Source organism: Sphingopyxis sp. LK2115, assembly GCF_014595975.1.
Lineage (GTDB): Bacteria > Pseudomonadota > Alphaproteobacteria > Sphingomonadales > Sphingomonadaceae > Sphingopyxis.
In genome coordinates this window covers 197,542-220,703 of sequence record NZ_JABWGQ010000044.1, presented here as the reverse complement: position 1 = coordinate 220,703, position 23,162 = coordinate 197,542, and the positions used below count along the sequence as shown (strand labels likewise).

Below are 23,162 nucleotides of genomic sequence, written 5' to 3'. Positions count from 1 at the left end.
AACTCGACATTGTCGAAGAATATTTCGCCCTGAGGCAAAGCGCGCTGTCCCATCTTTTCAAGAGGCTTGCCCTTGGACACCCCAAGAGATTTCAGCGGAACGATGACGACGGCCCCACGGCGCGGGTCGACGCCGTCCTTTGTTTCCGCCGCGCAATAGAGAATTGCCAGCTCTGCGATCGGACCGTTGGACACCCACGCCGATTTCTGACCTGAAATGATGACCTTTCCGTCGGTGATCTTCGCGACGCAATTGGGCCGCCCATATTTGCCCTGCGCATGGAAGATCGCCCCGTTTGCATCGAGCGAGTCGCTGCCGTGATCGGGCTCGGTGATGCCCCAGCACCCAATCAACTCTTCCGGGTAAGCCTTGAAGACGAATTCGTTGCCGAATTTGGCCGCCATGTAATGCGGCATGAGATCTACGCCCGCAGAGATTGCGAGACCGGCGTCACCCCAGCCCAGTTCCTCGAAAAGGATGGCAAAGATATCGGGCATCAGCTCGGGCGGAAACGACGCCAGAGCTTCCATATTGATCCCGAGCGATGCGTATGCATCACGAAAGGACCAGAGCTGCGAGCCGGTTGCGATCACCTGTTCCGCAGACAGCCGGTCAAGATCACGCCCGATCGGGCGCATCACCCTGTCAGCAAAGCCGTGAACGGTCTGATGCAATTGATTGACCAAGTCGTCCATCGGCGGCTCGGCACCGAGCTGGCCAAGCCTCACGGAGGGATTTGCGTCCCAACGAGCAAACGGCCGTGGGCCGAAAGTTTCAGCGCGAGGGGGCTGCAGGACTGCCGTGTTGTTCATGATATCCTCTCTTGCCGTTCTCGGTTGAACTCCGAGTTGGTAATCAATTGCCAAAGCTTTTGCGGCAACGGAATGGCCATATCTGCCAATAATTGACTTAAACTGACATACTGCCTAGTGGATCAGGGAGGACTGAACGATGCAACTTCACCTGCTTGAAACCCTTAGGCTGTCAAATCAGAGTCTGCGCATCATGTCGGCGGCGATGCGGGAAAATGCGTTGGATCCGGCACCCTTGCTGACGCAAGCAGGCATTGAAGCGGGCGTGCTGGCCGATCCCGAAGGTCACGTTACTTGTTCGCAGGAGTTGCAGTTTCAGCAATATTTTGCTGAGCAGACCCGCCACATTCCTGGCCTCTGGATGCGCACCGGGCTACGCTACCGGGTTATGTCCTATGGCCCCCTTGGCTTGGCGGTCCTGGCTGCCAGCAATGTTGCCGAGGGACTTCAGGTGCTGGGAGCGTTCCAGGGTCTGACATTTTCGCTCATGCATTACGAACTGCAGGTGGAGGACGGTCAGGCGGTTGCATTGACCGCGCATGACAGAGATGCACCCGCCAGCCTGCGTGAGTTTCATCAGGAACGCGCATTGGGCTCGGTCACGATGTTCCTCAACGACATGCAGCCACCACGCTTTCCCTTGCGGCGCATCGAATCGGTCTTGAAGCGGCCGTCCGGATGGCAGAATTGCGATGCGCTGCTGGGCGCGCCGGTCATTTTCGGTGCCACGCAGACTCGATGGGTATTCGAACATGGTGCAGGCAACCTGTCGCTGCCAATGGCCAGCCCTTTGTTGGAAGAGACGTACAGCAGCCTTTGCAAGAAGCTGGTTGCCGCTGCTCCGGCGAAGGATGCCTTCGTCAGTCAGGTGTTTGATTTGCTGGTGCGGTCCGGACGAGGTTTTCCGTCCGCCGCAGAGGTCGCCACGCAATTGCGTGTATCCGAACGGACGCTCCACCGGCGGCTCGTCGCGGCACATACCAGCTTTGGGCAGCTGCTGGACCAGGTGCGCCATGAACGCGCACTGGACTTGCTGGATAAATCAACATTATCGATTGAACGGATCTCGGAAATGTTAGGCTTTTCCGAACCGTCGAGCTTCACCCGCGCGTTCAAACGGTGGGTCGGCCATTCGCCGCTTGCCCAGCGCGGCAAGAAATCGGTCTGACAGCAGAATACCAACCTTTGGGTGCGTTCGATGCAGCACGGGGCGACCCGCATGCTCTCGCGCCACTTGAGGGGCAGTTCAAGCACGAAGCATGGGAGTACGCCTGAATTGAGGCGGTGCATCAGGCCGTTACAGGACCGTGCTTGACCAACCTTTCGCAGGCTCGCCTGCGGCAGGCTACCGGCGACATGCTACCTAGGGAGCTACCTAGCCAACCTCCGCCTGCCCTCGATGCACGGGCAGACCTTTCTAAGAGACTGTGATAAAACAAAAATTGGTGGACGCACTAGGGCTCGAACCTAGGACCCGCTGATTAAGAGTCAGCTGCTCTACCAACTGAGCTATGCGTCCATCTGCCGGATTTCGGCTTTCACGATGCGGAGGAAATCCGCCCGCGTCGTGAAGAGAGCGGCCCGCTATCATGGCGGCGCATCCTTGGCAATGGGCTTCGACGATTTTTTTCAGTGAAAGCGGCGGGTGCCCGTCTTGCTGTCGTTCTCGATCGCGAGAATGATGCCCACGCACGTCATGATCGTGAGCATCGACGACCCGCCATAGGAAAAGAGCGGCAGAGGGATGCCGACGACGGGGGCCAGGCCCATCACCATCATCAGGTTGATCGCGATGTAGAAAAAGATCGTCATGGTGAGCCCCGCCGCAGTGAGCTGGCCGAAGCGCGTCCGTGCCTTCAGCGCCACGCGCGTCGACCAGCGCAGCAGCAGGAAAAAGCCGAACAATAACGCAAGGCCGCCGATCAGCCCCCATTCCTCGGCCATCGTTGCGAAGATGAAGTCGGTGTGTCCTTCAGGCAGATAGTCGAGGTGACTTTGCGAGCCATTGAGGAAGCCCTTGCCGCCGATACCGCCCGACCCGATCGCGATCTTCGACTGGCTGATGTGATAGCCGGAGCCGAGCGGGTCGCTTTCGGGGTCGAGGAAGATGAGCACGCGTCGCTTCTGATAATCGTGGAGGAAGGAAAAGAGGATGGGCAATGCCGCGATGCCCGCAATCGCCGTGCTGCCGAACCACCAGAGCGGCAGGCCGGCCACGAACATCACGATCACCCCGCCGATGCAGATCGACAGCGCGGTGCCGAGGTCGGGCTGCAGCATCACCAGCGCGGCGGGCAGGCCGATCATTACCAGCGCAGGCCACAGGGCGGTAAAGCTGCGCGTGCTGGCGGGCGGAAGCTGCGCATAGAAGCGCGCGAGTGCCACGACGATCGTGACCTTCATCAGCTCCGACGGCTGAAGGTTCATGAATCCGAGGTTGAGCCATCGCTGGCTGCCCCCGCCGACGAAGCCCAGCAGCTCGACCGCGAACAGCAGGATGAGCACGCCGATATAGGCAAGATAGGAAAAATCCTCGAATATTCGCAAGGGGAGGCGAGCAAGGACGAGCGCTCCGCCCAGAAAGACGAGGAACCGTACCCCCTGTTGCCACGCCCAGGGCGACCAGTTGCCGCCCGCTGCCGAATAGAGGACGAGCAGGCCGAACCCAGTGATGCCGCACAGAATGGCGATCAGCTTCCACGGGATGCGCTGGATGGCTGGCGGCACCGGAATCATTCCGGCACCCCTGGATCGGGGTCGCTCGACGCGCCCATCTTCCACGCCGCATAGTCGCGCTCCATGCGCTCGGTAATCGTGCCGCCCCAACCGGCCTCAAGCGTGTCGAGCGCCTCCATCCCTTTGTCGCGGTCGAACAGGAAGGTCATGAAATCGCGCGCGACAGGCGCGGCGGCGCGGCTGCCGCCCATGCCATGCTCGATAACGATGCCGGTGGCATAGCGCGGATTGTCGACCGGCGCGAAGCCGACGAAGAGGCCATGGTCGCGATATTTCCATGCGCCGCTCTGCCCGCGCGATCCCGACGCCAGCCCGCGCACCTGCGCGGTGCCGGTCTTGCCCGCCATGGTGATGCCGTCGAGCGGCAGGCGGCTGCGCACCGCGGTTCCCGCTCCGTTGACGACGCGGTCCATGCCGGCCCGCGCCACCGCCAGCGCTTCGGCGGAGAAGGGCAGCGGTTCGTTGGGGAACTGCCGATTGACCAGCCGCGGATACAGGCGGCGGCCCGACGCGATACGCGCGGTCATCACCGCGAGCTGAAGCGGATTGACGCTGACATAACCCTGGCCGATCACCGCGTTCAGCGAGTCCGAGGCGGTCCATTGCTGGTCATATTTGCGCAGTTTCCACGCGCTGTCGGGGATGGTGCCATAGCGCTGGTTGCTGCCCGCCAGCTGGAACTCCTCTCCCAGTCCCAGCAGCCGCGCGGTTGGCGCCATCGCGTCATAGCCGAGACGATGCGCAAGCCAGTAAAAATAGCTGTTGCAGCTTTTTTCGATCGCCGTCGGCATGTCGATGCTGCCGTGCGTGCCAAGGCAGCGGAAGAATCGGCGGCCAAGCCGATAGCCGCCAATGCAGGTGTGGCGCTCGCCAGGGTCGACGCCATGCTCGATCGCGGCGATCGCGGCCATCGGCTTCAGCGTCGATCCGGGCGGATAGAGCCCGCGCGTTGCCTTGTTGATGAGCGGCTGATGATCGTCGGCGCGCAGCCAGGCATATTCGGAATTGCTGATCCCGTCGGAAAAGCTGTTGGGGTCAAAGCTTGGCATCGACACGAACGCCAATATGTCGCCGTTGCGGCAGTCGATCACCACCGCCGCGCCCGATTCGCGTCCCATGCGCCGCGCGACATATTCCTGCAGGTCGGCGTCGATCGTCAGGTGGACGGTCTTGCCCTGCACGTCGGGCTGGGTGTCGAGGTCGCGCACCACCTTGCCGCGCGCGGTCACTTCGACGCGCCGCGCGCCGGGTTTGCCCTTCAGCATCTCCTGGAAATATTTTTCCAGCCCGTCCTTGCCGATCTTGTAGCCCGGCGTGATGTAGAGCGGATCTTTCGCCTTTTCATATTCCTCGGCATTGGGCGCGCCGACATAGCCGATCAGGTGGCCGACCGCCGCGCCGGTCGGATAGTTTCGCGCAAAGCCGCGCTGTGGTGCGACGCCCGGCAGTTCGGGCAGCCGGACGAGGATCGCGCTATATTCGGCCTCGGTCATATCCTCCTTGATCGCGACCGGTTGAAACCCCGATGCGGCCTTGAGGTCGCGGTTGATCCGCTCCATCGTGTCGCCGTCGAGCCGCAGCAGCGTTCGGAGTCGGCCTAGCACCATCTCGCGATTGTGCAGACGGTCGGGAATGATGTCGATGCGCAGGCTGACGCGATTGTTCGCCAGCGCCTTGCCGTTGCGGTCGACGATCCATCCGCGGCGCGGCGGAATGAGCGTCAGATTGACGCGATTGCTTTCCGATTCCAGCACATAGCGGTCGTTGTCGATTACCGAAATATAGGTCATGCGCGCCGCCAGCGCGACGCCCACGGCGGCCTGCGCCCCCCCGACGACAAGCGCGCGGCGGGTGAAGGTGAGACCCCTCCACGCTTCGGTGATCGGCGGCTGCTTCTTGTTGAACATCTGTGCGGTTTTATCGGCGTTTCAGGCGGAAATTGTCAAACTTGCCGGTCAGGCGCATGACCAGCGGCACCAGCAGCACCGAGATCACGATCTGTGGCACGACGAGGCCGAGCACACGCAGCGCGTCGGCTTCGGGGTGGGCGATGAGCGCGGCGAGCGACTGGATCGCGGTGATGAGCAGCGCGGCGATCAACCAGTCGTGAAAGAAGCCGCGCCAGTAGATGCGCTGTGACGAATAAGCGATGGCAATGCTGGCGAGCGTCCACAGCCCGACGGCGGTGCCGATCGGCGCCCCGCTGAACAGATCGTCCCACAGGCCGAGCGGCAGGCCAATCCACACGGGCCACATTTCCGCGCGCAGCAATTGCCAGCAGAGGAAAAAGAGCAGGCCGAGCGGCGGCAGCACCGGCGAACTGGCGATGACGGGCAGCATCAGTGGCAATGCGGAGGCGAGCATCACGCTCGCGACCGGCACGATCCGCATCCGCCACAGCGAGGCGGGTTCGCCAAGGCGCGGTCCCTTGCGGTTCACGGTGCGGGGGCGGGGGCAGAGGGGGCGGCCGGCCCCGGCCGACCCGGCGCTTCGATATTGTCGGGCGTATAGGGCCGCAGCACCGCGACCGCGTCGACCTTGCCGGGGTCGGCGAGCGGGCGGGCGAGCGCGCCATCGTCCTGTCGCCGCACGACGATCGCGACCGGGATATTCGGCGGATAAAGCCCGCCGGTGCCCGATGTGACCAGAATGTCGCCGGGCTTGAACGGGTTATTGGCGATGTTGAGCGTGCGCACGTCGAGGTCTCCGTTGCCGCGGCCGCTGGCGAGCGCGGGCAGGCCGTCGCGTGCGCGGCGCACGGGAACGATATTGTCGACGTCGGTGAGCAACAGCACCTGCGACACCGACGGCCCGGCGGTCAGCACGCGGCCGATCAGCCCGTCGGCGCCGCGCACCGGTTGGCCCGCCGCGACGCCCAGATTGCGCCCGATGCTGAGCAGCGCGATGCGTTTGCTGCTGGTTGAGGTCGAACTAAGCAGGTAGCCGTTGGCGATCGCGCTCTTGTCGGTTTCCTGGAGTTTGAGCAGCGCCTTGAGCTGGCGATTTTCTTCCTGGAGCGAGCTGGTCGCGACCAGCTGGCGCCGTGTATCGGCCAGTTCCTTGCGCAGCCGCCGATTCTGCGATCCCGCAGCGACATAGGCGCCCACCGTATCGTCAATCCCCGATATCGAGCCGATGACCGAGCGTGTTCCGCGCGCGATCGGTGCGGTAAGTTCCTGGCTTGCGATGCGAAGCTGGGCGAAGCCGACGGGATCCGCGATCGACAATATGGCAAGCAACAGCCCGGCCACCGCGCCGGTCACCGCGATGACATAGGCGACGAACAGGCTGTATTGGGCCTTTCGGGATTGCCCCGGACGCCGATGTGCCGGGCGGACCATGGTTCAGAGACCCTCGATCAGGCTTGCTGGAGCACACCGCGGAAGGCGGGGTCTTCCATTGCGCGACCGGTGCCGATCGCAACGCAGGTCAGTGGATCGTCGGCGACGGTCACCGGCAGTCCGGTCGCATCGCGCAGCAACTCATCGAGTTCGGCGATCAGCGCGCCGCCGCCGGTCAGCACGATGCCCTGGTCGACGATGTCGGCCGCGAGTTCGGGCGCGGTGTTTTCGAGTGCGATGCGCACGCCCTCGACGATCGTGCCGATCGGTTCGGACAGCGCCTCGGCAATCTGGGCCTGGTTGATCGAGATTTCCTTGGGCACGCCGTTGACGAGGTCGCGACCCTTGATGTGGATCGTCATTCCGGTGCCGTCGGCAGGGATGCGCGCGATGCCGAAATCCTTCTTGATCCGTTCGGCGGTCGATTCGCCGATCAGCAGATTATGGTGGCGGCGGACATAGGAGACGATCGCTTCGTCCATCTTGTCGCCGCCCGCGCGGACCGATGTGGTGTAGGCGAGACCACGCAGCGAAAGCACCGCGACTTCGGTGGTGCCGCCGCCGATATCGACGACCATCGACCCGATCGGTTCGGTGACCGGCATGTCGGCGCCGATCGCGGCGGCCATCGGTTCCTCGATCAGATAGACTTCGCTTGCGCCGGCATTCGACGCCGCATCGCGGATCGCGCGGCGCTCGACGCTGGTGGAGCCAGACGGCACGCAGATCACGATTTCGGGGCTGCGGAAGGCATTGGGTTTGCCGCCATGCACCTTGGTGATGAAATGCTTGATCATCTGTTCGGCCACGTCGATGTCGGCGATGACGCCGTCGCGCAGCGGGCGAATCGCCTCGATGCTGTCGGGGGTCTTGCCCATCATCAGCTTGGCGTCGTCGCCGACCGCCTTGACCCGCTTGATCCCGTTCAGCGTCTCGACCGCGACGACCGACGGTTCGTTGAGCACGATGCCCTTGCCGCGCACATAGACGACCGTGTTCGCGGTGCCAAGGTCGATGGCCATGTCCTGCGAATTGAACTTCAGAAACCGGGAAAAGAAAGACATCTATATTGCTTCCTGTCATCGGACCGACGGGAACGCAAACGACCCCGTGCCCCTGCCGCATTCTTATCCGCTCGCCGTCCGGCAACAGAACCAATCTGGGGGAGATTCCGGCTCGTCCGAAGGGCTGGCCGGATAAAATGATCAGGGCTGTGCGGGTGGGTCGCGATTTGCGTCCGACTGCGCTAGGACAGGCCCCATGTCAATACGCCGCCTGCCCGAAACGCTCGTAAATCGGATCGCGGCCGGTGAAGTGGTCGAAAGACCAGCCGCTGCGCTCAAGGAACTGGTCGAAAATGCCATCGACGCGGGCGCGACTCGCATATCGGTACGAATCGCCGAGGGGGGGCTCGCGCGGATCGAGGTCGAAGATGACGGCTGCGGCATGACCGCCGCCGACATGGCGCTCGCGCTAGAGCGTCATGCCACATCGAAGCTGCCGGATGACGCGATCGAGGCCGTGACGACGCTGGGGTTCCGCGGCGAGGCCTTGCCCTCGATCGCCAGCGTCGCCCGGCTGACGATTGAAAGCCGGACGCCGGGCGGCGACGGCTGGCGGCGGGTCGTCGACAATGGCGCGCTGGCCGGCGAAGGACCCGCGGCGCTTCGCCAGGGCACGCGCGTGGTGGTCGAGGATCTGTTCGCGCGCATCCCCGCACGGCGCAAGTTCCTGCGCAGCGCGCGCAGCGAATATGCCGCCTGCCTCGACGTCGCCCGGCGGCTTGCGATGGCGCGCCCCGATGTCGGCTTCACGCTCGAACATGACGGGCGGCGCGTGCTCGACGTGCAGGGCGGGCAGGACCGCGTCGCGCGCGTCGCCGCGCTGACCAGCCGCGACCTTGCGACGAACAGCATCGGCGTCGATCTGACACGCGGCGAGGTGCATCTGGGCGGCGTCATCAGCCTGCCAACCTACAATCGCGGTATCGCCGACCATCAATATCTGTTCGTCAACGGCCGCCCGGTAAAGGACCGGCTGCTCGTCGGCGCGCTGCGCGGTGCCTATGCCGATCTGCTTGCACGCGACCGGCACCCCGTCGTTGCGCTGTTCCTCGACGTGCCGACGAGCGAGGTCGACGTGAACGTCCATCCCGCCAAGACCGAGGTGCGCTTTCGCGACCCGCAGCTGATCCGCGGCATGATCGTCGGCGGGCTGCGCCGCGCGCTTGACGATCATGGCTTTCGCAGCGTCCAGCGCCCCGCCGAGGCGGCGCTGGCGGCGTGGCAGCAGGAACCCGTCGCGCCGCCGCCGACGACGGGCTTTCTTTTCGACCAGCGCGCCGAAACCGCCGCCCATCCTTTCGCCGCCGAAGTGTCGCTGCCCGCCGCCGACGTTGCGCGTGTCTATGACCGGCTGATGCCCTTCACCGCGCCTGCGCCGCTTGCCGGGCGCGCCGAGGTCGCAGTGACGCCGCCGCCCGCCGCCGAGGCGCATCCGCTCGGCATTGCGCGCGGGCAGATCGCCAGAACCTATATCGTTGCAGAGGCCGAGGACGGGCTGGTGATCGTCGACCAGCATGCGGCGCACGAACGGTTGGTGCTCGAAACGCTCAAGCGCGGCATGGCGGGGCAGGCGGTCCCGTCGCAGGGCCTGCTGATCCCCGAAGTCGTCGAACTCGACGAACCCGCGTGCGACCGGCTGGAGGCCGCCGCGGAACAGCTCGCCGCGCTTGGCGTCGAACTCGAACGCTTCGGTCCCGCCGCGGTGATGGTGCGCGCGACCCCGGCGATGCTGGGCGCGATCGACTGCCACAAGCTTGTCACCGACATCGCCGACGATCTGGCGGGCTATGACGCCGCGCTTGGCCTCAGCGAAAGGATCGAACTGGTCGCCGCGACGATGGCGTGCCACGGGTCGGTGCGGGCTGGACGGACCTTGAATGTCGCCGAAATGAATGCGTTGCTTCGCCAGATGGAAGTCACGCCGCATTCGGGCCAGTGCAACCACGGGCGCCCGACGTGGGTGAAGCTGGCCATGGGCGATGTCGAACGGCTGTTCGGGAGGAAATAGGATGGGCGCTGATCGTCTTGTTGCCGCACTTGCGTTGACCCTCGCGGGCGTGATTGGGCCCGCGACGGCGGCGAAGGCGCCTGCCGCCGGTTGCGCTGCGGTGCCGATCCAGCCGCCCGAACTTGCGGGCTGGGCGCGCAGTTCGTCGAACAGGACCATCTATGCCTATGGCGACGCGCGCGCCGCCGAATGGCTGCCGCTGGGAGCCGCGCGGACGCAGCTGGTGCTGCACCGCTTTGAAAGCCTGCGCTATTGGGCCGCGCCCGCGCGCCGTCCCCATTCGTTCAAATTTGGCGGCATGGTTCCTGTCGATGTCGCACGGCCCGGCCGTCTGCTCGTTGCGCTTGATCAGGGCGCGTGGATCGATCTGGTGCAGGCGGGGCAACGCGTCAAACCGGCCGCGCATCGCCACGGCCCTGCCTGTTCGGGCATCGGCAAGATCGTCGAGTTCGATGTGACGCCAGGGCGCTATCTGCTTCAGATCGTCAACGCCCCCGATCCGACGATCCGCGCGATGGCGGTGCTTCGCTAAGCCATTTTTACGCCCGGCACGCCGCGTTCGACGATGCCCGTCGCGCGTTTCGACAGCGTGTTTACCGGCGTCGTCACCTTGTCGACGACCATGAAGTGCGTCTGCCACGCCTCGCGTCCGACCTCGCAGACGAGGTAGCCGCGCTGGTCGTTGGCGAATTTGAGCTCGGGATTGCGCGCCAGCCATTCGTCGGTGCCGACGCGCTTGTCGCTTCCGTCGCCGCCGCTGGAGATCGACGTCGCGACAAACTCGGCGCCGACCAGCTTGTCCCTGAAGACCAGGTCGCCGCAGAAGTTCTGATGCTCGTCCCCGGTCAGCACGATATTATTGTCGAGCCCCGCAAAGCGCGACAGCATCCGCGTCCGCGCCGCTTCATAGCCTGCCCAGCTGTCGAGGTTCAGGATCTTCTCGGGCTCCTCCGGCCGCCGCCGCCGGTCGAGCGACATCATCGTCACCTGCTGCGCCAGCGCATTCCACGTCGTGCCGCCGCGCGCCAGGTTGCGCGCCAGCCATTCCTCCTGTGCCTTGCCAAGCACCTGCCGGTCTTTCGCGAACACGTCGGGGCACGCGGCTTTGAATCCGTCGCCGCAAGGCTGGTCGTCGCGATACTGCCGCGTGTCGAGCAACTGCATCGCCATCAGGTCGCCATAACGGAACTCGCGGTGCGCCGCGACCATGCCGCCGCGCGGCAACAACGAACGCCGCACGGGCATATGTTCGTACCACGCCTGCATCGCCGCCTGTTTCTTCAGCATGAAAACTTCGGGCGACACGGCGTCGGGATCGTCCTTGTCCAGTCCCATCTTCCAATTGTCGTGGTCGGACACCCAATTGTTGCGGATCTCGTGATCGTCAAAGCTCGACAGATGCGCGTGGACCGCGCGCACCGCCTGCTGGTCGATGTCGAGCAAGGTCTGGGCATAGGCGTTGCGGAAATCGGTAAGGTCGAACAGCGCGCGCTGCGCATATTGGCGCACGGGACGGATCGGCAGGCCGTCATCGAACAGATAATCCTGGCGATATTCATAGATGAAATCGCCGTAATGATAGACGAAGGCCAGCTCCTCGCGCGCCATGTGGCGATAGGCGCCGTAAAAGCCCGACTCGAAATGCTGGCATCCCGCGACGCCGAACTTCAGCGCATCGACGCGCGCGCCGGGCGCGGGGAGCGTGCGCGCGCGCCCGCGCAGGCTGCGCTCGCCTGCGGCGGTAAAGCGGTAATAATAAGGACGGTCGGGCTGCAACCCGGCAAGTTCGACATGGACGCTGTGCGCCAGCTCGGGCCGCGCGAGCGCGGTGCCCTTTGCCACCAGGTCGCGAAATCCGCCGTCGCTGGCGACCTCCCATTCGACGGGCACGTTGGTCAGCGGCATTCCGCCGTGACGCTCCATCGGTTCGGGAGCAAGGCGCGTCCAGATAACGAAACCGTCGCTCGACGGGTCGCCCGCCGCGACGCCTAGCTGGAAGGGGAAATCGCGGAGCAACCCCTGCGCACGGACGATCGCCGGCGCGGCAAGCCCGGCGATCGTCGCTCCGGCAAGGAAATGGCGGCGGTTGTACATGGCTTGGGCTCCGTCGGGCGAATCGATGCCCCTCGATAGCCGAGCCCTGCGTTTCATCAATGACAGTTCGGCGACATCCTCACACCCACATGCGCGCCATCCACAGCGCCATCGCGATCATCATCAGATTTTCGGTCAGCGATACGAACCCCAGCGGCACCCTGCTGCTGCCGCCGACGCACGCGCATTTGATGTCGCGCTTGTCGATATAGACCGCCTTGAACACCGACACCGCGCCGATGCCGCCGATGAACAGCGCGAGCGGGATCGAAAGCCAGGGCAGTGCGTGCGCGGTCATCAGCACGCCCGCAAGTCCTTCGGCGAATGGATAGAGGCTCGCATAGGGAACCCAGCGGCGCGCGAGCAGGTCGTAGTTCAGGAACATCGTCGCGAACCTGTCCACATCCTGCAATTTCAGCAGCGCGAGCACGATCATGCTGAACGATATGAACCACTCGGCAGTGCGCAGGGTAAAGGCATTGCCATAAGCGGCCTGACTTGCCGCCACCGCCATCAGCGCGGTCATCGCAAACAGCGCGATGACGGGGGTGTAGCTGGTGGCGTCCGGATTGGCGACCTTCAGCCCGAAATGGCGGCGCAAATCGTCATAACCGCCGATTCGCACCCCGTCGATGAAGGCCTGCGGCGTCGTCTGGACGCCATGCGCCGCCTTGAACGCATCGGTCTCCTCGCGCGTCGTCAGCCAGCGGTCGTCGACCCTGTAGCCGCGGCGTTCGAGAAGATATTTGGCTTTCAGGCCATAAGGACAGATGTGCCCAGGCATGACCATGCGATGAAGAATTGCCTGTTTTGTCATGCTTCCCGTATAGCATCCGTACCATGGTACGGAGTCAAGCGATACAGATGACGATAGGGAAACTCGCCACCGCAGGCGGCGTGGGCGTCGAAACCGTGCGCTATTATCAGCGCCGCGGGCTGATGGGCACCCCTGCTCGGAGCGGAGGCGCGGGGCGGGGCGGCGGTATCCGCCGTTATGGCGCCGACGACCTCAGGCGCCTCCGATTCATTCGTGCGGCCCAGACGGCGGGCTTTACGCTCGACGAAATATCCGAGTTGCTCGCGCTCGATCAGAGCGACGACCGCGCCCGCGTCCGCACACTCGCGCGGCGGCGCATCGCCGCGCTCGACGCAAAGATCGCACAGATGACCGAAACCCGCGCCGCGCTGGCGCGCCTTGCCGATCAATGCGCGGCGAACGAAGCCGGGCCGTGTCCGATTATCGCGGCGTTCGAGCTGTAGCGCCCGGACCATGACCTTTTGTCAAGGCCGTCCTCGATGGATCGGCTGACGATCTGGTTGCCGACGCTTCGATATCCAGTCCTTCCTTTCGGGGAAGGGGCGTCAACTGCGTCGCACGACGACCCGCCCTGGCAAAGCTGCCTCAACGCTGCGACGTTAACGCCACCGCGCGATCGTGCAGGCGCGAAACGACCGCCCGGTGAATGCCCGGCGCACATGCGATGACGCCAAAGGCCTGCGCGCGCGGGGTGTTGAATATAAGCGGCTCGCCAAAGGCGTCGCTCACCGTGGCGCCTGCTTCGCTGGCGATCAGCGCGGCGGCGGCGACGTCCCATTCAAAGCCCCAGCGCAGGGTTGCGACCAGATCGGCGCGGTCGTCGGCGACCAGCGCCATGCGCAGCGCAATGCTGTTCGGCTTGGTCACCATGATGAGGTCGCGGTCGATCCGCGGCAGGCTGTCGGCGGGAACGCGCGCACCGTCGAAGATCATCCGGCGGCTGGCGCGCAGCGTTTCGCCGTTGAGCGTCGCGCCCTTGCCCTTTTGCGCGACCCACAATTCGTCGAGCGCGGGAGCATAGAGAACGCCGAGTTCGGGCAGGCCGTCGATGATCAGTGCAACCGAAACGCACCATCCGGGGCGTCCGCGGATGAAATCGCGCGTGCCGTCGATCGGATCGACGCACCACATCGCGCGGCGCGCCAGCCGGTCTTCATTGTCGGCGGTTTCCTCCGAAAGCCAGCCCGCTTCGGGCACCATCGCGCCGAGCACCGCCTTCAGCCGCGCATCGACCGCCAGGTCGACGTCGCTGACCGGATTGTCGTGTGACTTGTGCCAGACATCGACCGGCCGCCCTTCGCCGCGCCAGCGCGCCATCGCCATGTCGCCGACCTCGCGCGTTGCGGCGATCACCGCTTCGAGATTGCAGCCGGGCATCGCGCCTCAGCTCGACGCGACGGTCATGCCGTCGATCCGCAGCGTCGGGGCATTGGTGGCGTGGCGGAAACGGAGGTCGTCGGCGGGGATCAACGCGGCGAACATGTCGATCAGATTGCCCGCGACGGTGAACTCGGCAATCGGTTCGGCAATTGTGCCGCCGCGGATCATAAAGCCCGACGCGCCGCGGCTGTAATCGCCTGTCACCGGGTTGACGCCATGCCCGATCAGTTCGGTGACATAGATGCCCTCTGCGACATCCGCCATCAGTTCGGCCGGGCTTTGCGTCCCCGCGGCAAGGTGAAGGTTGCTCGCCGCGACGCCCGATGCGCCGCCGCCGCGGCTTGCATGGCCGGTCGGGGTCAGGCCAAGCTGGCGGGCCGATGCACTGTCGAGCAGCCAGCCGGTGATCCGTCCGTCGGCCACAATATCGCGCGCCGCGGTCGGCAGGCCTTCGCCGTCAAAGGCGCGGCTGCGCAGGCCGCGCGGGCGGTGCGGTTCGTCGCGCACGACGATGCTGCTGTCGAACAACATGTCATCTTCCTTGCCGAGCAGGAAGCTCGTCCCGCGCGCGATCGCCGGCCCCGCGATCGCGGCGAGCAAATGGCCGACGATGCCGCCACTGACGCGCGGGTCGAAAAAGACGGGCAGCTTGCCGTTCGGCGCCCTGCCTGGGCCCAGCCGCGCGACCGCGCGCTTGCCCGCGCGCGCGCCAATATCCGCCGTGCTTTCAAGGTCGGAGAGGTGGTGCGCGCTGTGCCAGGCATAGTCGCGCTGCATCGCCGCGCCTTCGCCCGCGATGACGCTGGCCGACAGGCTGTGGCCGCTCGATCCATAGCCGGCGGCAAAGCCGTGGCTGGTTGCGAGCGCAAAGCGCGTGCGGCTGTGGCTCGCGCTGCCGCCTTCGCTGTTGGTCACGCCCGCGACCGCGCGTGCCGCGTCCTCGACGGCCAGCGCAGCTTCGCGCAGCGCCGCGGGGTCGGCCTCGCTTCCATCATCGAGGTCGAGGTCGGGCACCGCACCCCTGAACAGCAGTTCCTGCGGCGCGAGGCCCGCATAACGATCTTCGGGCGCTTCGCGCGCCATGGCGACGCAGCGTTCGACCAGCTTGCCAAGCTCGCCCGCGTCCATGTCGGCGGTGGAAACGCTCGCGCTGCGCTGCCCGACGAAGGCGCGCAGCGAAATATCCTGCCCCTCTGACCGCTCGACATCCTCGAGCGCGCCGAGGCGCATCGTCACCGACGTCGCGGCGTTGCAATAATAAAGCGCGTCGGCGGCGTCGGCACCCGCCTTGACGGCGGCGTCGCACAGCATCTGCGCGCGATCGAGAGCTTCGGAAACGGAAAGCATCGCCGCGCCCTATACGGCGCGCGGGCGAGGGTCAAAATCTAAGTGATTTTCGTCGCCCCCGAAAGGCGGATGTCACCCTATGGTTTGTCCGCGGTGGCGGCGTGAAACCGTTGGCAGCCCCCGCCTGTGCGGCGACGGCAATGGTTAAGGCCTTATTTGATGATCGCCGCGATCGCATTGGTCGCGGCCATCGCGCCGCTGATCCAAAGGAAGGGAAGCGTCAGCGCGGCGATCCACAGGCGGCGGACATCGCGGCGGAAACGCGCATGAAGTCCCCAGCTGGCAAGCGCCTGGCGGCTGAGATGATACCAGCGGCGCTCGGTCGCGCGTGCGACAGGGAGCGCGAGCGCAACCAACATGATCAGCGCGACGACGATATAGGCGGGCGGTGCCCCGGCGGCGACCGCGCTGGTGACGAGCCAGATCTGGATCGCGGCGAAAGCGAGGAGGGCGGCGGCGGCGTGCCAGGTCATCCGGCGACCAAGGCTCCGCGCGGGCGGAACGCTTGCAGTGGAGCGGCGCCAGAGGCGCGGTCCGAACGTCGATGCCATGTGTCAGCCTCCCCGGCCGGCGATTCCCAGAAACGCCACGATTTGCCCCAATTATTACCAAGTCAAGACAGGTTGGCAGCGTTTCGTTAATTTTTTCCTCTGTTCGGCGCGGAATCGCAACGGGATCGCGGCAAGACGAACCGATCACGCCGGTCGGCAGGCGCGCAGGCGTTTCAGGGCAGCGGAAAGCGAAGCTGGCGGCAGTGCGCTATTGCTGCGGGGGCACCGGCAGTTCGCCCGCATCGGCTTCGTCGGGCGAGGGCGAAGCGGGCGCTTCGCCGTTCGCCTGTCGCTCCAGTTCCTCGGCGGCCTTTTGCCGCTCCGCCAGCGCGCGTTCCTCGGCGACGACTGCGGCTTCGACTTCGGCGGCGGCGGCGTCGATGCCGGCCAGGCGCTTGGCGCGTTCATCGGCGATCATTGCCTGCCAGTCGGTCTTGTCGGCGGCACGCTGCTCCGCGCGCGCGCCCGCCACCAGCGCCTGTGTGCAGCCAGTGAAACCGCCAAGGCCGGTCGGCGAGCAACTGTCGGTTCCAAAGCGCCCGACACGTTCGAGCGCGACGACCTTGTTCGCCCAGGCTTCGTTGCGCGGGTCGAGCGGGTTGCCGCGCAGCATCGGCGGCACGCGATAACGCTCGCTTTCGGGCAGGCGGTTGCACACGACGATCTCGTCGGCGCTCGACGCTTCGCATTTGTCGTCGCCATACACGATGACCTGGTTGATCTTTTCGGCGTCCGCCGGGGTTTGCTGGGTGGCGGCGGGCACGGCGGCGCTTCCCGCGAGGATCAGCGCAAAGAGGAGGGGGCGGGTCATCGGATCTTCCTTTGTTACACTGGTCGAATGCCATGCATTTCCTGCATCAGCCATGAACATCTCATATCCCTTCGCATCGAGCGAAGTCGAGATGCCCATCGACCCGGCGCAATTCGGATGGGTGTCTCGACTTCGCTCGACACGAACGGGCGGGGCGTCGTTTGCTTGTCAGTCTATCAGATACGTTTCGACAGCGCGATGGCTGCACGGCACCCGGCGCGGATCGCGAGGCTGAGCAGCGGATAGCCGGGCGCGCTTTCCGCCCCGGCCTTGAGCGCGGCGTCGCGGTGTTCAAGCTCTTCGGCCCGGAAATCCGCGACCGCCGCGCTGAGTTCGGGGTCGCTGTCGCCAAGCTCGTCCAGCTGCTGCCGGTAGTGGCGGTCGATCTCGGTTTCGACCGCCGCGGTGCAGGCCATGGCGGCGCGCGGTCCCATCGTGGCGGTGGCTGCTCCCAGCGCAAAGCCCGCGACGTTCCAGAAGGGCTGGAGCGCGGTCGGACGCACGCCCCGCCGCGCGATCATCGCGTCGAAAAACTTGCGGTGGCGCTCTTCCTGTTCGGCCATATGGGCGATTTCGCGTGCCATCGGATGCCGGTCGCCCATCACGGCGAGTTGCCCGGCATAGATACGCGTCGCGCCAAACTCGCCCGCCTGGTCGACGCGGATCATCGATGCGGTGCGCCGATCACTCTTTTCACGGGCTTCGGTCATGCCGTCCATGTGCGCCTGGCGCGCAGCAAGGTCAAGACAAGGGCCGCGGCGCCGAATGAGAAGATGGCGTTGAAACCCGCCAGCGAGATGCCGAACAGCGACCATGGCACCGCGTCGCAGCGGACGAGCGGTGCATCCATGATCGATTCGAGCGTCACCGGCCCACCGCGGCCCGTCGCGCAGGTGGTAATACCTTCCCAGAAGCCATATTCCACCCCGGCGTGGAACACCCCGATCGCGCCGCTGGCAGCAATGGCGGCGGCAGCGAGCAGGGTCAGCGCGCGCATCGCCTTGTCGTTTCGGCGCAGCAGCAGGGCGAGCAGCGCCAGCACGATCGCCGCCTGGTGCGGCCAGCGCTGCCAATAGCACATTTCGCACGGATGCAGCCCGAAGCCATATTGCGACACGAGCGCGCCGCCATAGAGAAGCAGTGGCGCCGCAAGCGCGACGAGGGGCGCGGCGAGACGCGATTGGAGCATCAATACTGATCCTGACTTATCGTCATCCCGGCGCGCGCCGGGATGACGGATGGGGGAAGCATGGCGGGTGCGCGTCAGTTGCTGCGCGCAGGCTTTGCGGTCGGCTTGCCCGCTGCCGCCATGCGCGGCGTTCCGGGGCCGATCCGCCCGATCGTCTGCAACGCATAGTGAAGCTGGAAATCCTCGATTCCCTTGGCCTTCAGCTCCGCGGCGGTCGCGGTGAAGCGCGGGTCGGCCTTTTCATCCTTTTCGATGAGGCCGTTGTCGACCTTTTTCTCGTTGATGAGGTGGCGGCGCAGGTCGCTTTCGCGGAACTTGGGGCGCGACGCATAATCGGGGTCGCTGAGCTGCGGCACCTTGATGTCGGGGTCGATCCCGCCTTCCTGCACGCTGCGTCCCGACGGCGTATAGTAACGCGCCGTCGTCAATCGAAGCGCCGTAGTGTCGCTGAGCGGGAGCACGGTCTGCACCGAACCCTTGCCAAAGCTGCGTTCGCCCATGACGACCGCGCGATGCTGGTCCTGCAGCGCCCCCGCGACGATTTCGGAGGCCGAAGCCGAACCGGCGTCGATCAGCACGATGACCGGCGCACCGCCCGCAAGATCACCCGGTTCGGCGAAATAGCGTTCGATGTCGCCCTTGCGGCGGCCGCGCTGCGACACAATCTCGCCGCTTTCGAGGAAAAGGTCGCTGATTCCCACGGCTTCGTCGAGCAGCCCGCCGGGGTTCGAGCGGAGATCGAGGATCCAGCCGCGCGGTTTGCGACCGAGCGATTTTTCGACCGCCATCATCGCGGCCTTGAGGTCGGTGGTCGCGTCGGCCGAAAAGCTGGTGACGGTGAGCACGCCGACGTCGCCCCTGACTTCCCATTTGACGGGTTTAAGGTCGATGATCTCGCGCGTCAGCGTCATTTCGATCGGCTTGTCCTGACCTTCGCGCACGATGGTGATGTTGATCGGCGTGCCCGGCCGCCCGCGCATCTGTTCAACCGCCTCGTCCAGCGTCATGCCGAAGATCAGTTCATCGTTGATGTGGGTGATGAAATCGCCTGCCTTGATCCCGGCCCGGTCGGCGGGCGTGTCGGCGGTCGGCGCGATCACCTTGACCACGCCATCCTCCATCGTCACCGACAGCCCCAGCCCGCCATATTCGCCGTCGGTCTGCGTACGCAGGTTCGAGAAACCGCGCGCGTCGAGATAGCCCGAATGCGGATCGAGGCTGGCCAGCATCCCGTTGATCGCGCCCTCGATCAGCTTGGAATCCTCGACCGGTTCGACATAGTTGGACTTTACCTCCAGATAAACGTCCATGAAGCGCGCGATTTCTTCCTGCGTCTTCGAATCGACGCTCGCCATCGCGCCGGTCGCAAGCGGAACCAGCGCCAGCGTCGAAAGCGCGGCGGCGCCCTGCCACAGCGCAAAGCGACGGCGCGGCGAAGCGGTGGTTTTGGTCGAGTCGGTCATCACAATCTTTCGCTCAGGCGAGGGAAACTCGCCTTATAATCCCCGGCGCGACATCCTCCTACGCAATAATGCGGCCGTCAAGCATGGCATTGCCGTGCGGGACAGAGGGGGATTCCGTTCTGCCGCGCGTCCCCGATCGAAGGCGAGGCGCTGGTTCGAGCGAAGCGAGAAGCGAAGTGGAGCCGCGACTTCGCTCGGCGTGGCCCCTCGTCATGGCTCGGCGATGCGGAAAAAAAAGGGGACGGGTCAGCCGATCATCGCGACGATGTCGACCGGGCGGCCCGCGCGGCGCAGTTCGACGGTGATGCGGCTGTCGTCAGATCCCGCGCGGCCGACGGGTGCGCCCGCTTCCACCATATCGCCGACCCCTACCGACAGCGCGATCATCCCGGCGAGCAGCGAGATCCAGCCGCCGCCATGGTCGATGATGACGATCTTGCCATAGCCGCGATAATCGCCGGCAAAGCTGACGCGGCCGGGGGCGGGGGCGACGACCTGTCCGCCCGGCCGCGCCGCGATGGTGACGCCGCGCGACCGCACGCCGCTTTCGCTCACCTCTCCCAGCCCGGTGATGATGCGTCCGACGACGGGCAGGCGGTAGGCGCTGCTGGTGATGCCGATTTCGCGCGCGGTGGGCGGTGGGACAAGGCTCACCGGTCCGGCGGCGGGGTTGCGCGGGCGCGGCAGCGGTCCCGCGAGCTGGCCGAGTTGGGCGCGCACCAGCCCGTCGGCTTCGAGCGCGTCCATCAGTTCGACGATGTCGCGCGCCTTTTCGCCCAGCCCCAGCGCGCGGTCCGCCTCGATCCGTGCGCTGCTCATCAGCTCGCGCGAGCGCAGCCGTCCTTCGTTTTCGAGCCGCGTCAGCGCGGCGCGGCGCGCGGCGAGCTGCGCCTTGCTTGCCGCGAGCGCGTCGAGGGCGATCGCCTGTTGCCGCCGTGCGGCGTCGAGCAAGGACAATTGGCGGCGGACCCCGGCGGTGCGTCGCGCGATCACCGGCATCGCGGCGTCGATCACCGCGCGCGCATGAACCATGTCGCGAAGCGATCCCGGCTGCGCGAGCACGCTGACCGGCGGCTGGCGGCTGAGTTGCTGAAGCGCAGCGGCGAGTTCGAGCAACGGCTGCTGCTGTTCGGCGAGCCGCGCGCGCTGCGCCGACAGGCGGCGGGTCACGAGCGCGACGCGCGCTTCGCCTGCGCTGATGTCGGCTTCGGCTGACTGGATGCGTGCGGCGAGCGCAGCGCTGCGCATCTTCAACCGGTCGGCCTCATTGCTCGCCGCGGCGGCCTGTTTTTCGAGCGCAGCGCTGCGCGCCATCGCCGCCACCGATTGCTGCCGGGCGTCGGCCAGCTGCATCCGTTCGCGCGCGGCGATCGCCTGCGGGTCAAAGAGATCGCTCTGCGCGAGCGCGAAGGTGCCGCCCGCGACGGCGACGGCGACGGCGAGCGCCGCGAGCGCGCGCCTCACTGGCGCCCCTCACGGTGATAGGGGTGCCCGGCGACGATGCTGGTGGCGCGCCACAATTGTTCGGCGAGCATCGCGCGCGCCAACAGATGGGGCCAGGTCGCCCGGCCAAAGGCGATGAGCTTGTCGGCGCCTTCACGCTCTTCGGGGGTAAAGCCATCGGCGGCGCCAAGGCAGAAGCGCGCCTCGCGCACGCCGCCGTCGCGCCATTGTTCGAGCAATCGGGCGAATTCGATCGACGACATCTGCTCGCCGCCCTCGTCGAGCAGGATCGTGCGGCTATTGTCGACGGCGGCGGGCATGCGCCCACCCGTGTCGGGAAGTTCGGAAATCTTCTGCGGCCAGGTCACGCGCTTCATATAGCGCGCGACCAGCTCGGCCTCCGGCCCGCGTCCGATGCGCCCGCGCGCGATGATGTGCAGCAACATGTCCGCCGCCTAACCTTCGGGCGGCGGTCGCGTCAATTCGCGGTCGCGACCGGCGGTGCGTCGCCGAACGACCACATGCGTTCGAGGTTGTAGAAGCTGCGCACTTCCGGGCGGAACAGGTGGACGATGACGTCGCCTGCGTCGAGCAGCACCCAATCGGCGTTGGGCAGCCCTTCGACGCGGACGCTGCGGCCCGCTTCCTGCTTGATCCGCTGCGCCAGTTTTTCGGCGATCGCTGAAACGTGGCGCGTCGAACGCCCACTCGCAATGACCATATGGTCGGCGATGCTGCTTTTGCCGGCAAGCGGGATCGAGATGGTTTCCTGGGCCTGATCCTCGTCCAGCTGGCGGAGGATCAGCGCGTGGAGCGCATCCACGCTGTCGTTGGCAGGGGCGGCGTCCGGCGCGGCCCCCTGGGTGGCGGCGATCAAATGCGTCCTTTCTTGGTCGATTCCGCAATGTGCGAGCGCGTGACCGGGTCGCGCAGCGCGCGGCCTTCATAACGTTCGAACCAGCGGGGGTTGGCCTGCCGTATCGCAGTCGCGGATCGCACATCGGGCGAAAATCGCAGGAACACGAGGGCGGGCGGTCTCCAGTCTGTCCAATGCTTCTTCTGGTCTGCGGGCCGGACAAAGCGCCGCAGCCATCCCATCGCACGTCTTGCATGGGCCCGATCATTATAGCCCGGACGCGCAACAACCGCAATCGGCATCAATCGCGCAATTTCCCGCCAGTCGCGCCATTGGGGCAACTGGACCAGATTGTCGGCCCCCATGATCCAGATGAAGCGCCGATTCGGATAGCGGCGGATCAGTTTTTTCAGCGTATCGACGGTATAGCGGGTGCCGAGTTCGGTCTCGATCGCGGTGGCGCGGATCGGCGAACGCCGCGCCATGCGCCGCGCCGAGGCGAGGCGGGCGGGGAGGGGCGCCATGCCCGCCTTGGGTTTCAGAGGATTGCCGGGAGAAACGAGCCACCACAGTTCGTCGAGGCAGAGCGCGTCGATCGCGTTCAAACTGATCGCACGGTGCCCGCCATGCGCAGGGTTGAAGCTGCCGCCGAGGAGGCCGGTGGCGATCACAATAGGGTTTGCCAGTCGCTGCGAAGATGGACCACGCGAAGGATGAGGAGCCGTTCAGCATTCACATCATACAACAGGGCAAAAGGGAGCTGGCCCAAACGCCATTTTCGCAACCCATGTGCATCGACCGGCGAACCTGCGCGTGGTGCAAGCGCCAAAAAGTCGCTCGCTCGTTCCGATTCGGACAGCAAGGCGTTCGCGAGGTCGAAATCGACCAGAAAGAGGCCGTCAGCATTGTTCAGGAGGTCTTCGGTCGCTGCCTGCGACCATTGGACATTGATCACGCCGCCGCTTTATCGCGCTTTGAACGGAGTTCGGCGCGCTTCGCGGCGATCAGCCTTTTCATCTCTTCGTGCGAGATAAGCGGCTCCTCGCGGGCAGATCGCTCGCCTTCCTCGATGATCGCGAGCATCTCGGCTTCGCGCTCGACAAACTGTCGAACCGCCTGCGCAACGAGCCACGAGCGCGATCGGTCATAGCGTTCCGCAAGTCTGTCGAGCGTTTCCAAGGTTACGGCGTCAAGCCGCGTCGTGATCGGCGTCGTAGCATCCATATCGCGTATATATCACTTGTATACAA

24 protein-coding genes, 1 tRNA gene and 1 pseudogene are annotated in these 23,162 nt (G+C 65.5%); 4 read left to right on the top strand and 22 right to left on the bottom strand.

What is annotated here, in order from left to right; all coding sequences use genetic code 11:
* Positions 1-17: 17 nt before the first annotated feature.
* Positions 18-404 (bottom strand): annotated as a pseudogene (locus HUW43_RS15955) (acyl-CoA dehydrogenase family protein); the annotation flags it as partial.
* 547 nt (positions 405-951) lie between these two features.
* Between HUW43_RS15955 and HUW43_RS09780 the strand changes: the two are divergent.
* Entirely contained in the window at positions 952-1,980 is a 1,029-nt protein-coding gene (locus HUW43_RS09780) for an AraC family transcriptional regulator (protein WP_136174348.1), read from the top strand.
* 275 nt (positions 1,981-2,255) lie between these two features.
* Here HUW43_RS09780 and HUW43_RS09775 read toward each other — a convergent pair.
* The 6 genes from HUW43_RS09775 to HUW43_RS09750 all read right to left on the bottom strand — a co-directional run bounded on the left by HUW43_RS09775 (position 2,256) and on the right by HUW43_RS09750 (position 7,953).
* Positions 2,256-2,331, bottom strand: a tRNA-Lys gene (locus HUW43_RS09775).
* A 110-nt stretch (positions 2,332-2,441) separates the two neighbouring features.
* Complete coding sequence (rodA, locus tag HUW43_RS09770) at positions 2,442-3,548, bottom strand: rod shape-determining protein RodA (protein ID WP_188237222.1); 1,107 nt, start codon at positions 3,546-3,548, stop codon at positions 2,442-2,444.
* A complete protein-coding gene (mrdA, locus tag HUW43_RS09765) occupies positions 3,545-5,455 on the bottom strand; it encodes a penicillin-binding protein 2 (protein ID WP_188237221.1) in 1,911 nt (636 codons plus the stop codon). Before mrdA ends, rodA begins: the two co-directional genes overlap by 4 nt.
* Positions 5,456-5,465: 10 nt before the next feature.
* Complete coding sequence (locus tag HUW43_RS09760; protein WP_188237220.1) at positions 5,466-5,987, bottom strand: rod shape-determining protein MreD; 522 nt, start codon at positions 5,985-5,987, stop codon at positions 5,466-5,468.
* The gene (gene mreC, locus HUW43_RS09755; RefSeq protein WP_188237219.1) at positions 5,984-6,889 is read right to left on the bottom strand and encodes a rod shape-determining protein MreC; all 906 of its coding nucleotides are present in this window, start codon (positions 6,887-6,889) and stop codon (positions 5,984-5,986) included. Before mreC ends, HUW43_RS09760 begins: the two co-directional genes overlap by 4 nt.
* Before the next feature lie 17 nt (positions 6,890-6,906).
* A complete protein-coding gene (locus HUW43_RS09750; protein ID WP_120219152.1) occupies positions 6,907-7,953 on the bottom strand; it encodes a rod shape-determining protein in 1,047 nt (348 codons plus the stop codon).
* A 196-nt stretch (positions 7,954-8,149) separates the two neighbouring features.
* Between HUW43_RS09750 and mutL the strand changes: the two genes are divergently transcribed.
* Positions 8,150-9,961 carry a DNA mismatch repair endonuclease MutL gene (gene mutL, locus HUW43_RS09745; RefSeq protein WP_188237218.1) on the top strand — a complete coding sequence of 604 codons (1,812 nt, stop codon included), beginning with the start codon at positions 8,150-8,152 and terminating at the stop codon, positions 9,959-9,961.
* Between the two features lies 1 nt (position 9,962).
* Positions 9,963-10,493, top strand: coding sequence for a hypothetical protein (locus HUW43_RS09740; protein ID WP_188237217.1), 531 nt, complete (start codon positions 9,963-9,965; stop codon positions 10,491-10,493).
* Here the strand turns inward: HUW43_RS09740 and HUW43_RS09735 are convergent.
* The gene (locus HUW43_RS09735) at positions 10,490-12,055 is read right to left on the bottom strand and encodes an alkaline phosphatase D family protein (RefSeq protein WP_188237216.1); all 1,566 of its coding nucleotides are present in this window, start codon (positions 12,053-12,055) and stop codon (positions 10,490-10,492) included. The genes HUW43_RS09740 and HUW43_RS09735 overlap by 4 nt on opposite strands.
* Positions 12,056-12,134: 79 nt before the next feature.
* Entirely contained in the window at positions 12,135-12,872 is a 738-nt protein-coding gene (locus tag HUW43_RS09730; protein WP_188237215.1) for a MauE/DoxX family redox-associated membrane protein, read from the bottom strand.
* A gap of 41 nt (positions 12,873-12,913) precedes the next feature.
* Between HUW43_RS09730 and HUW43_RS09725 the strand changes: the two genes are divergently transcribed.
* Positions 12,914-13,315, top strand: coding sequence for a MerR family DNA-binding protein (locus HUW43_RS09725; protein WP_411157939.1), 402 nt, complete (start codon positions 12,914-12,916; stop codon positions 13,313-13,315).
* A gap of 142 nt (positions 13,316-13,457) precedes the next feature.
* Here HUW43_RS09725 and HUW43_RS09720 read toward each other — a convergent pair whose 3' ends face one another.
* The 13 genes from HUW43_RS09720 to HUW43_RS09660 form a co-directional block, all read right to left on the bottom strand.
* Positions 13,458-14,249 (bottom strand): inositol monophosphatase family protein, encoded by a 792-nt coding sequence (locus tag HUW43_RS09720; RefSeq protein ID WP_188237213.1) that lies wholly within the window; start codon positions 14,247-14,249, stop codon positions 13,458-13,460.
* A 6-nt stretch (positions 14,250-14,255) separates the two neighbouring features.
* Positions 14,256-15,599 (bottom strand): TldD/PmbA family protein, encoded by a 1,344-nt coding sequence (locus tag HUW43_RS09715; protein WP_188237212.1) that lies wholly within the window; start codon positions 15,597-15,599, stop codon positions 14,256-14,258.
* Positions 15,600-15,751: 152 nt separating this feature from the next.
* Positions 15,752-16,150 carry a hypothetical protein gene (locus tag HUW43_RS09710; protein WP_188237211.1) on the bottom strand — a complete coding sequence of 133 codons (399 nt, stop codon included), beginning with the start codon at positions 16,148-16,150 and terminating at the stop codon, positions 15,752-15,754.
* Between the two features lie 208 nt (positions 16,151-16,358).
* On the bottom strand, positions 16,359-16,961 hold the full coding sequence (locus tag HUW43_RS09705; RefSeq protein WP_188237210.1) for a hypothetical protein: 603 nt from the start codon (positions 16,959-16,961) through the stop codon (positions 16,359-16,361).
* Positions 16,962-17,137: 176 nt separating this feature from the next.
* Positions 17,138-17,671 (bottom strand): demethoxyubiquinone hydroxylase family protein, encoded by a 534-nt coding sequence (locus tag HUW43_RS09700; RefSeq protein ID WP_188237209.1) that lies wholly within the window; start codon positions 17,669-17,671, stop codon positions 17,138-17,140.
* The gene (locus HUW43_RS09695; protein ID WP_188237208.1) at positions 17,668-18,150 is read right to left on the bottom strand and encodes a disulfide bond formation protein B; all 483 of its coding nucleotides are present in this window, start codon (positions 18,148-18,150) and stop codon (positions 17,668-17,670) included. Before HUW43_RS09695 ends, HUW43_RS09700 begins: the two co-directional genes overlap by 4 nt.
* A 74-nt stretch (positions 18,151-18,224) precedes the next feature.
* Positions 18,225-19,613: a S41 family peptidase gene (locus HUW43_RS09690; protein WP_188237207.1), complete on the bottom strand. Its 1,389-nt coding sequence runs from the start codon at positions 19,611-19,613 to the stop codon at positions 18,225-18,227.
* A gap of 246 nt (positions 19,614-19,859) precedes the next feature.
* Positions 19,860-21,077: a murein hydrolase activator EnvC family protein gene (locus HUW43_RS09685; RefSeq protein WP_188237206.1), complete on the bottom strand. Its 1,218-nt coding sequence runs from the start codon at positions 21,075-21,077 to the stop codon at positions 19,860-19,862.
* Positions 21,074-21,502 carry a 23S rRNA (pseudouridine(1915)-N(3))-methyltransferase RlmH gene (locus HUW43_RS09680; RefSeq protein ID WP_188237205.1) on the bottom strand — a complete coding sequence of 143 codons (429 nt, stop codon included), beginning with the start codon at positions 21,500-21,502 and terminating at the stop codon, positions 21,074-21,076. The genes HUW43_RS09685 and HUW43_RS09680 overlap by 4 nt, the downstream gene beginning before the upstream one ends.
* Positions 21,503-21,534: 32 nt before the next feature.
* Complete coding sequence (rsfS, locus tag HUW43_RS09675; RefSeq protein WP_188237204.1) at positions 21,535-21,933, bottom strand: ribosome silencing factor; 399 nt, start codon at positions 21,931-21,933, stop codon at positions 21,535-21,537.
* The gene (locus HUW43_RS09670) at positions 21,930-22,583 is read right to left on the bottom strand and encodes a nicotinate-nucleotide adenylyltransferase (RefSeq protein ID WP_188237203.1); all 654 of its coding nucleotides are present in this window, start codon (positions 22,581-22,583) and stop codon (positions 21,930-21,932) included. Before HUW43_RS09670 ends, rsfS begins: the two co-directional genes overlap by 4 nt.
* Complete coding sequence (locus HUW43_RS09665) at positions 22,580-22,867, bottom strand: type II toxin-antitoxin system RelE/ParE family toxin (RefSeq protein ID WP_188237202.1); 288 nt, start codon at positions 22,865-22,867, stop codon at positions 22,580-22,582. Before HUW43_RS09665 ends, HUW43_RS09670 begins: the two co-directional genes overlap by 4 nt.
* On the bottom strand, positions 22,864-23,136 hold the full coding sequence (locus HUW43_RS09660; RefSeq protein WP_188237201.1) for a CopG family ribbon-helix-helix protein: 273 nt from the start codon (positions 23,134-23,136) through the stop codon (positions 22,864-22,866). Before HUW43_RS09660 ends, HUW43_RS09665 begins: the two co-directional genes overlap by 4 nt.
* Between the last annotated feature and the right edge of the window lie 26 nt (positions 23,137-23,162).

Coding starts and splice junctions, on each gene's coding strand:
- HUW43_RS09780 (WP_136174348.1), top strand. CDS start 952: ATGCAACTTCACCTGCTTGAAACCCTTAGGCTGTCAAATCAGAGTCTG.
- rodA (WP_188237222.1), bottom strand. CDS start 3,548: ATGATTCCGGTGCCGCCAGCCATCCAGCGCATCCCGTGGAAGCTGATC.
- mrdA (WP_188237221.1), bottom strand. CDS start 5,455: ATGTTCAACAAGAAGCAGCCGCCGATCACCGAAGCGTGGAGGGGTCTC.
- mreC (WP_188237219.1), bottom strand. CDS start 6,889: ATGGTCCGCCCGGCACATCGGCGTCCGGGGCAATCCCGAAAGGCCCAA.
- HUW43_RS09750 (WP_120219152.1), bottom strand. CDS start 7,953: ATGTCTTTCTTTTCCCGGTTTCTGAAGTTCAATTCGCAGGACATGGCC.
- mutL (WP_188237218.1), top strand. CDS start 8,150: ATGTCAATACGCCGCCTGCCCGAAACGCTCGTAAATCGGATCGCGGCC.
- HUW43_RS09740 (WP_188237217.1), top strand. CDS start 9,963: ATGGGCGCTGATCGTCTTGTTGCCGCACTTGCGTTGACCCTCGCGGGC.
- HUW43_RS09735 (WP_188237216.1), bottom strand. CDS start 12,055: ATGTACAACCGCCGCCATTTCCTTGCCGGAGCGACGATCGCCGGGCTT.
- HUW43_RS09730 (WP_188237215.1), bottom strand. CDS start 12,872: ATGACAAAACAGGCAATTCTTCATCGCATGGTCATGCCTGGGCACATC.
- HUW43_RS09720 (WP_188237213.1), bottom strand. CDS start 14,249: ATGCCCGGCTGCAATCTCGAAGCGGTGATCGCCGCAACGCGCGAGGTC.
- HUW43_RS09715 (WP_188237212.1), bottom strand. CDS start 15,599: ATGCTTTCCGTTTCCGAAGCTCTCGATCGCGCGCAGATGCTGTGCGAC.
- HUW43_RS09710 (WP_188237211.1), bottom strand. CDS start 16,150: ATGGCATCGACGTTCGGACCGCGCCTCTGGCGCCGCTCCACTGCAAGC.
- HUW43_RS09705 (WP_188237210.1), bottom strand. CDS start 16,961: ATGACCCGCCCCCTCCTCTTTGCGCTGATCCTCGCGGGAAGCGCCGCC.
- HUW43_RS09700 (WP_188237209.1), bottom strand. CDS start 17,671: ATGACCGAAGCCCGTGAAAAGAGTGATCGGCGCACCGCATCGATGATC.
- HUW43_RS09695 (WP_188237208.1), bottom strand. CDS start 18,150: ATGCTCCAATCGCGTCTCGCCGCGCCCCTCGTCGCGCTTGCGGCGCCA.
- HUW43_RS09690 (WP_188237207.1), bottom strand. CDS start 19,613: ATGACCGACTCGACCAAAACCACCGCTTCGCCGCGCCGTCGCTTTGCG.
- HUW43_RS09680 (WP_188237205.1), bottom strand. CDS start 21,502: ATGTTGCTGCACATCATCGCGCGCGGGCGCATCGGACGCGGGCCGGAG.
- HUW43_RS09660 (WP_188237201.1), bottom strand. CDS start 23,136: ATGGATGCTACGACGCCGATCACGACGCGGCTTGACGCCGTAACCTTG.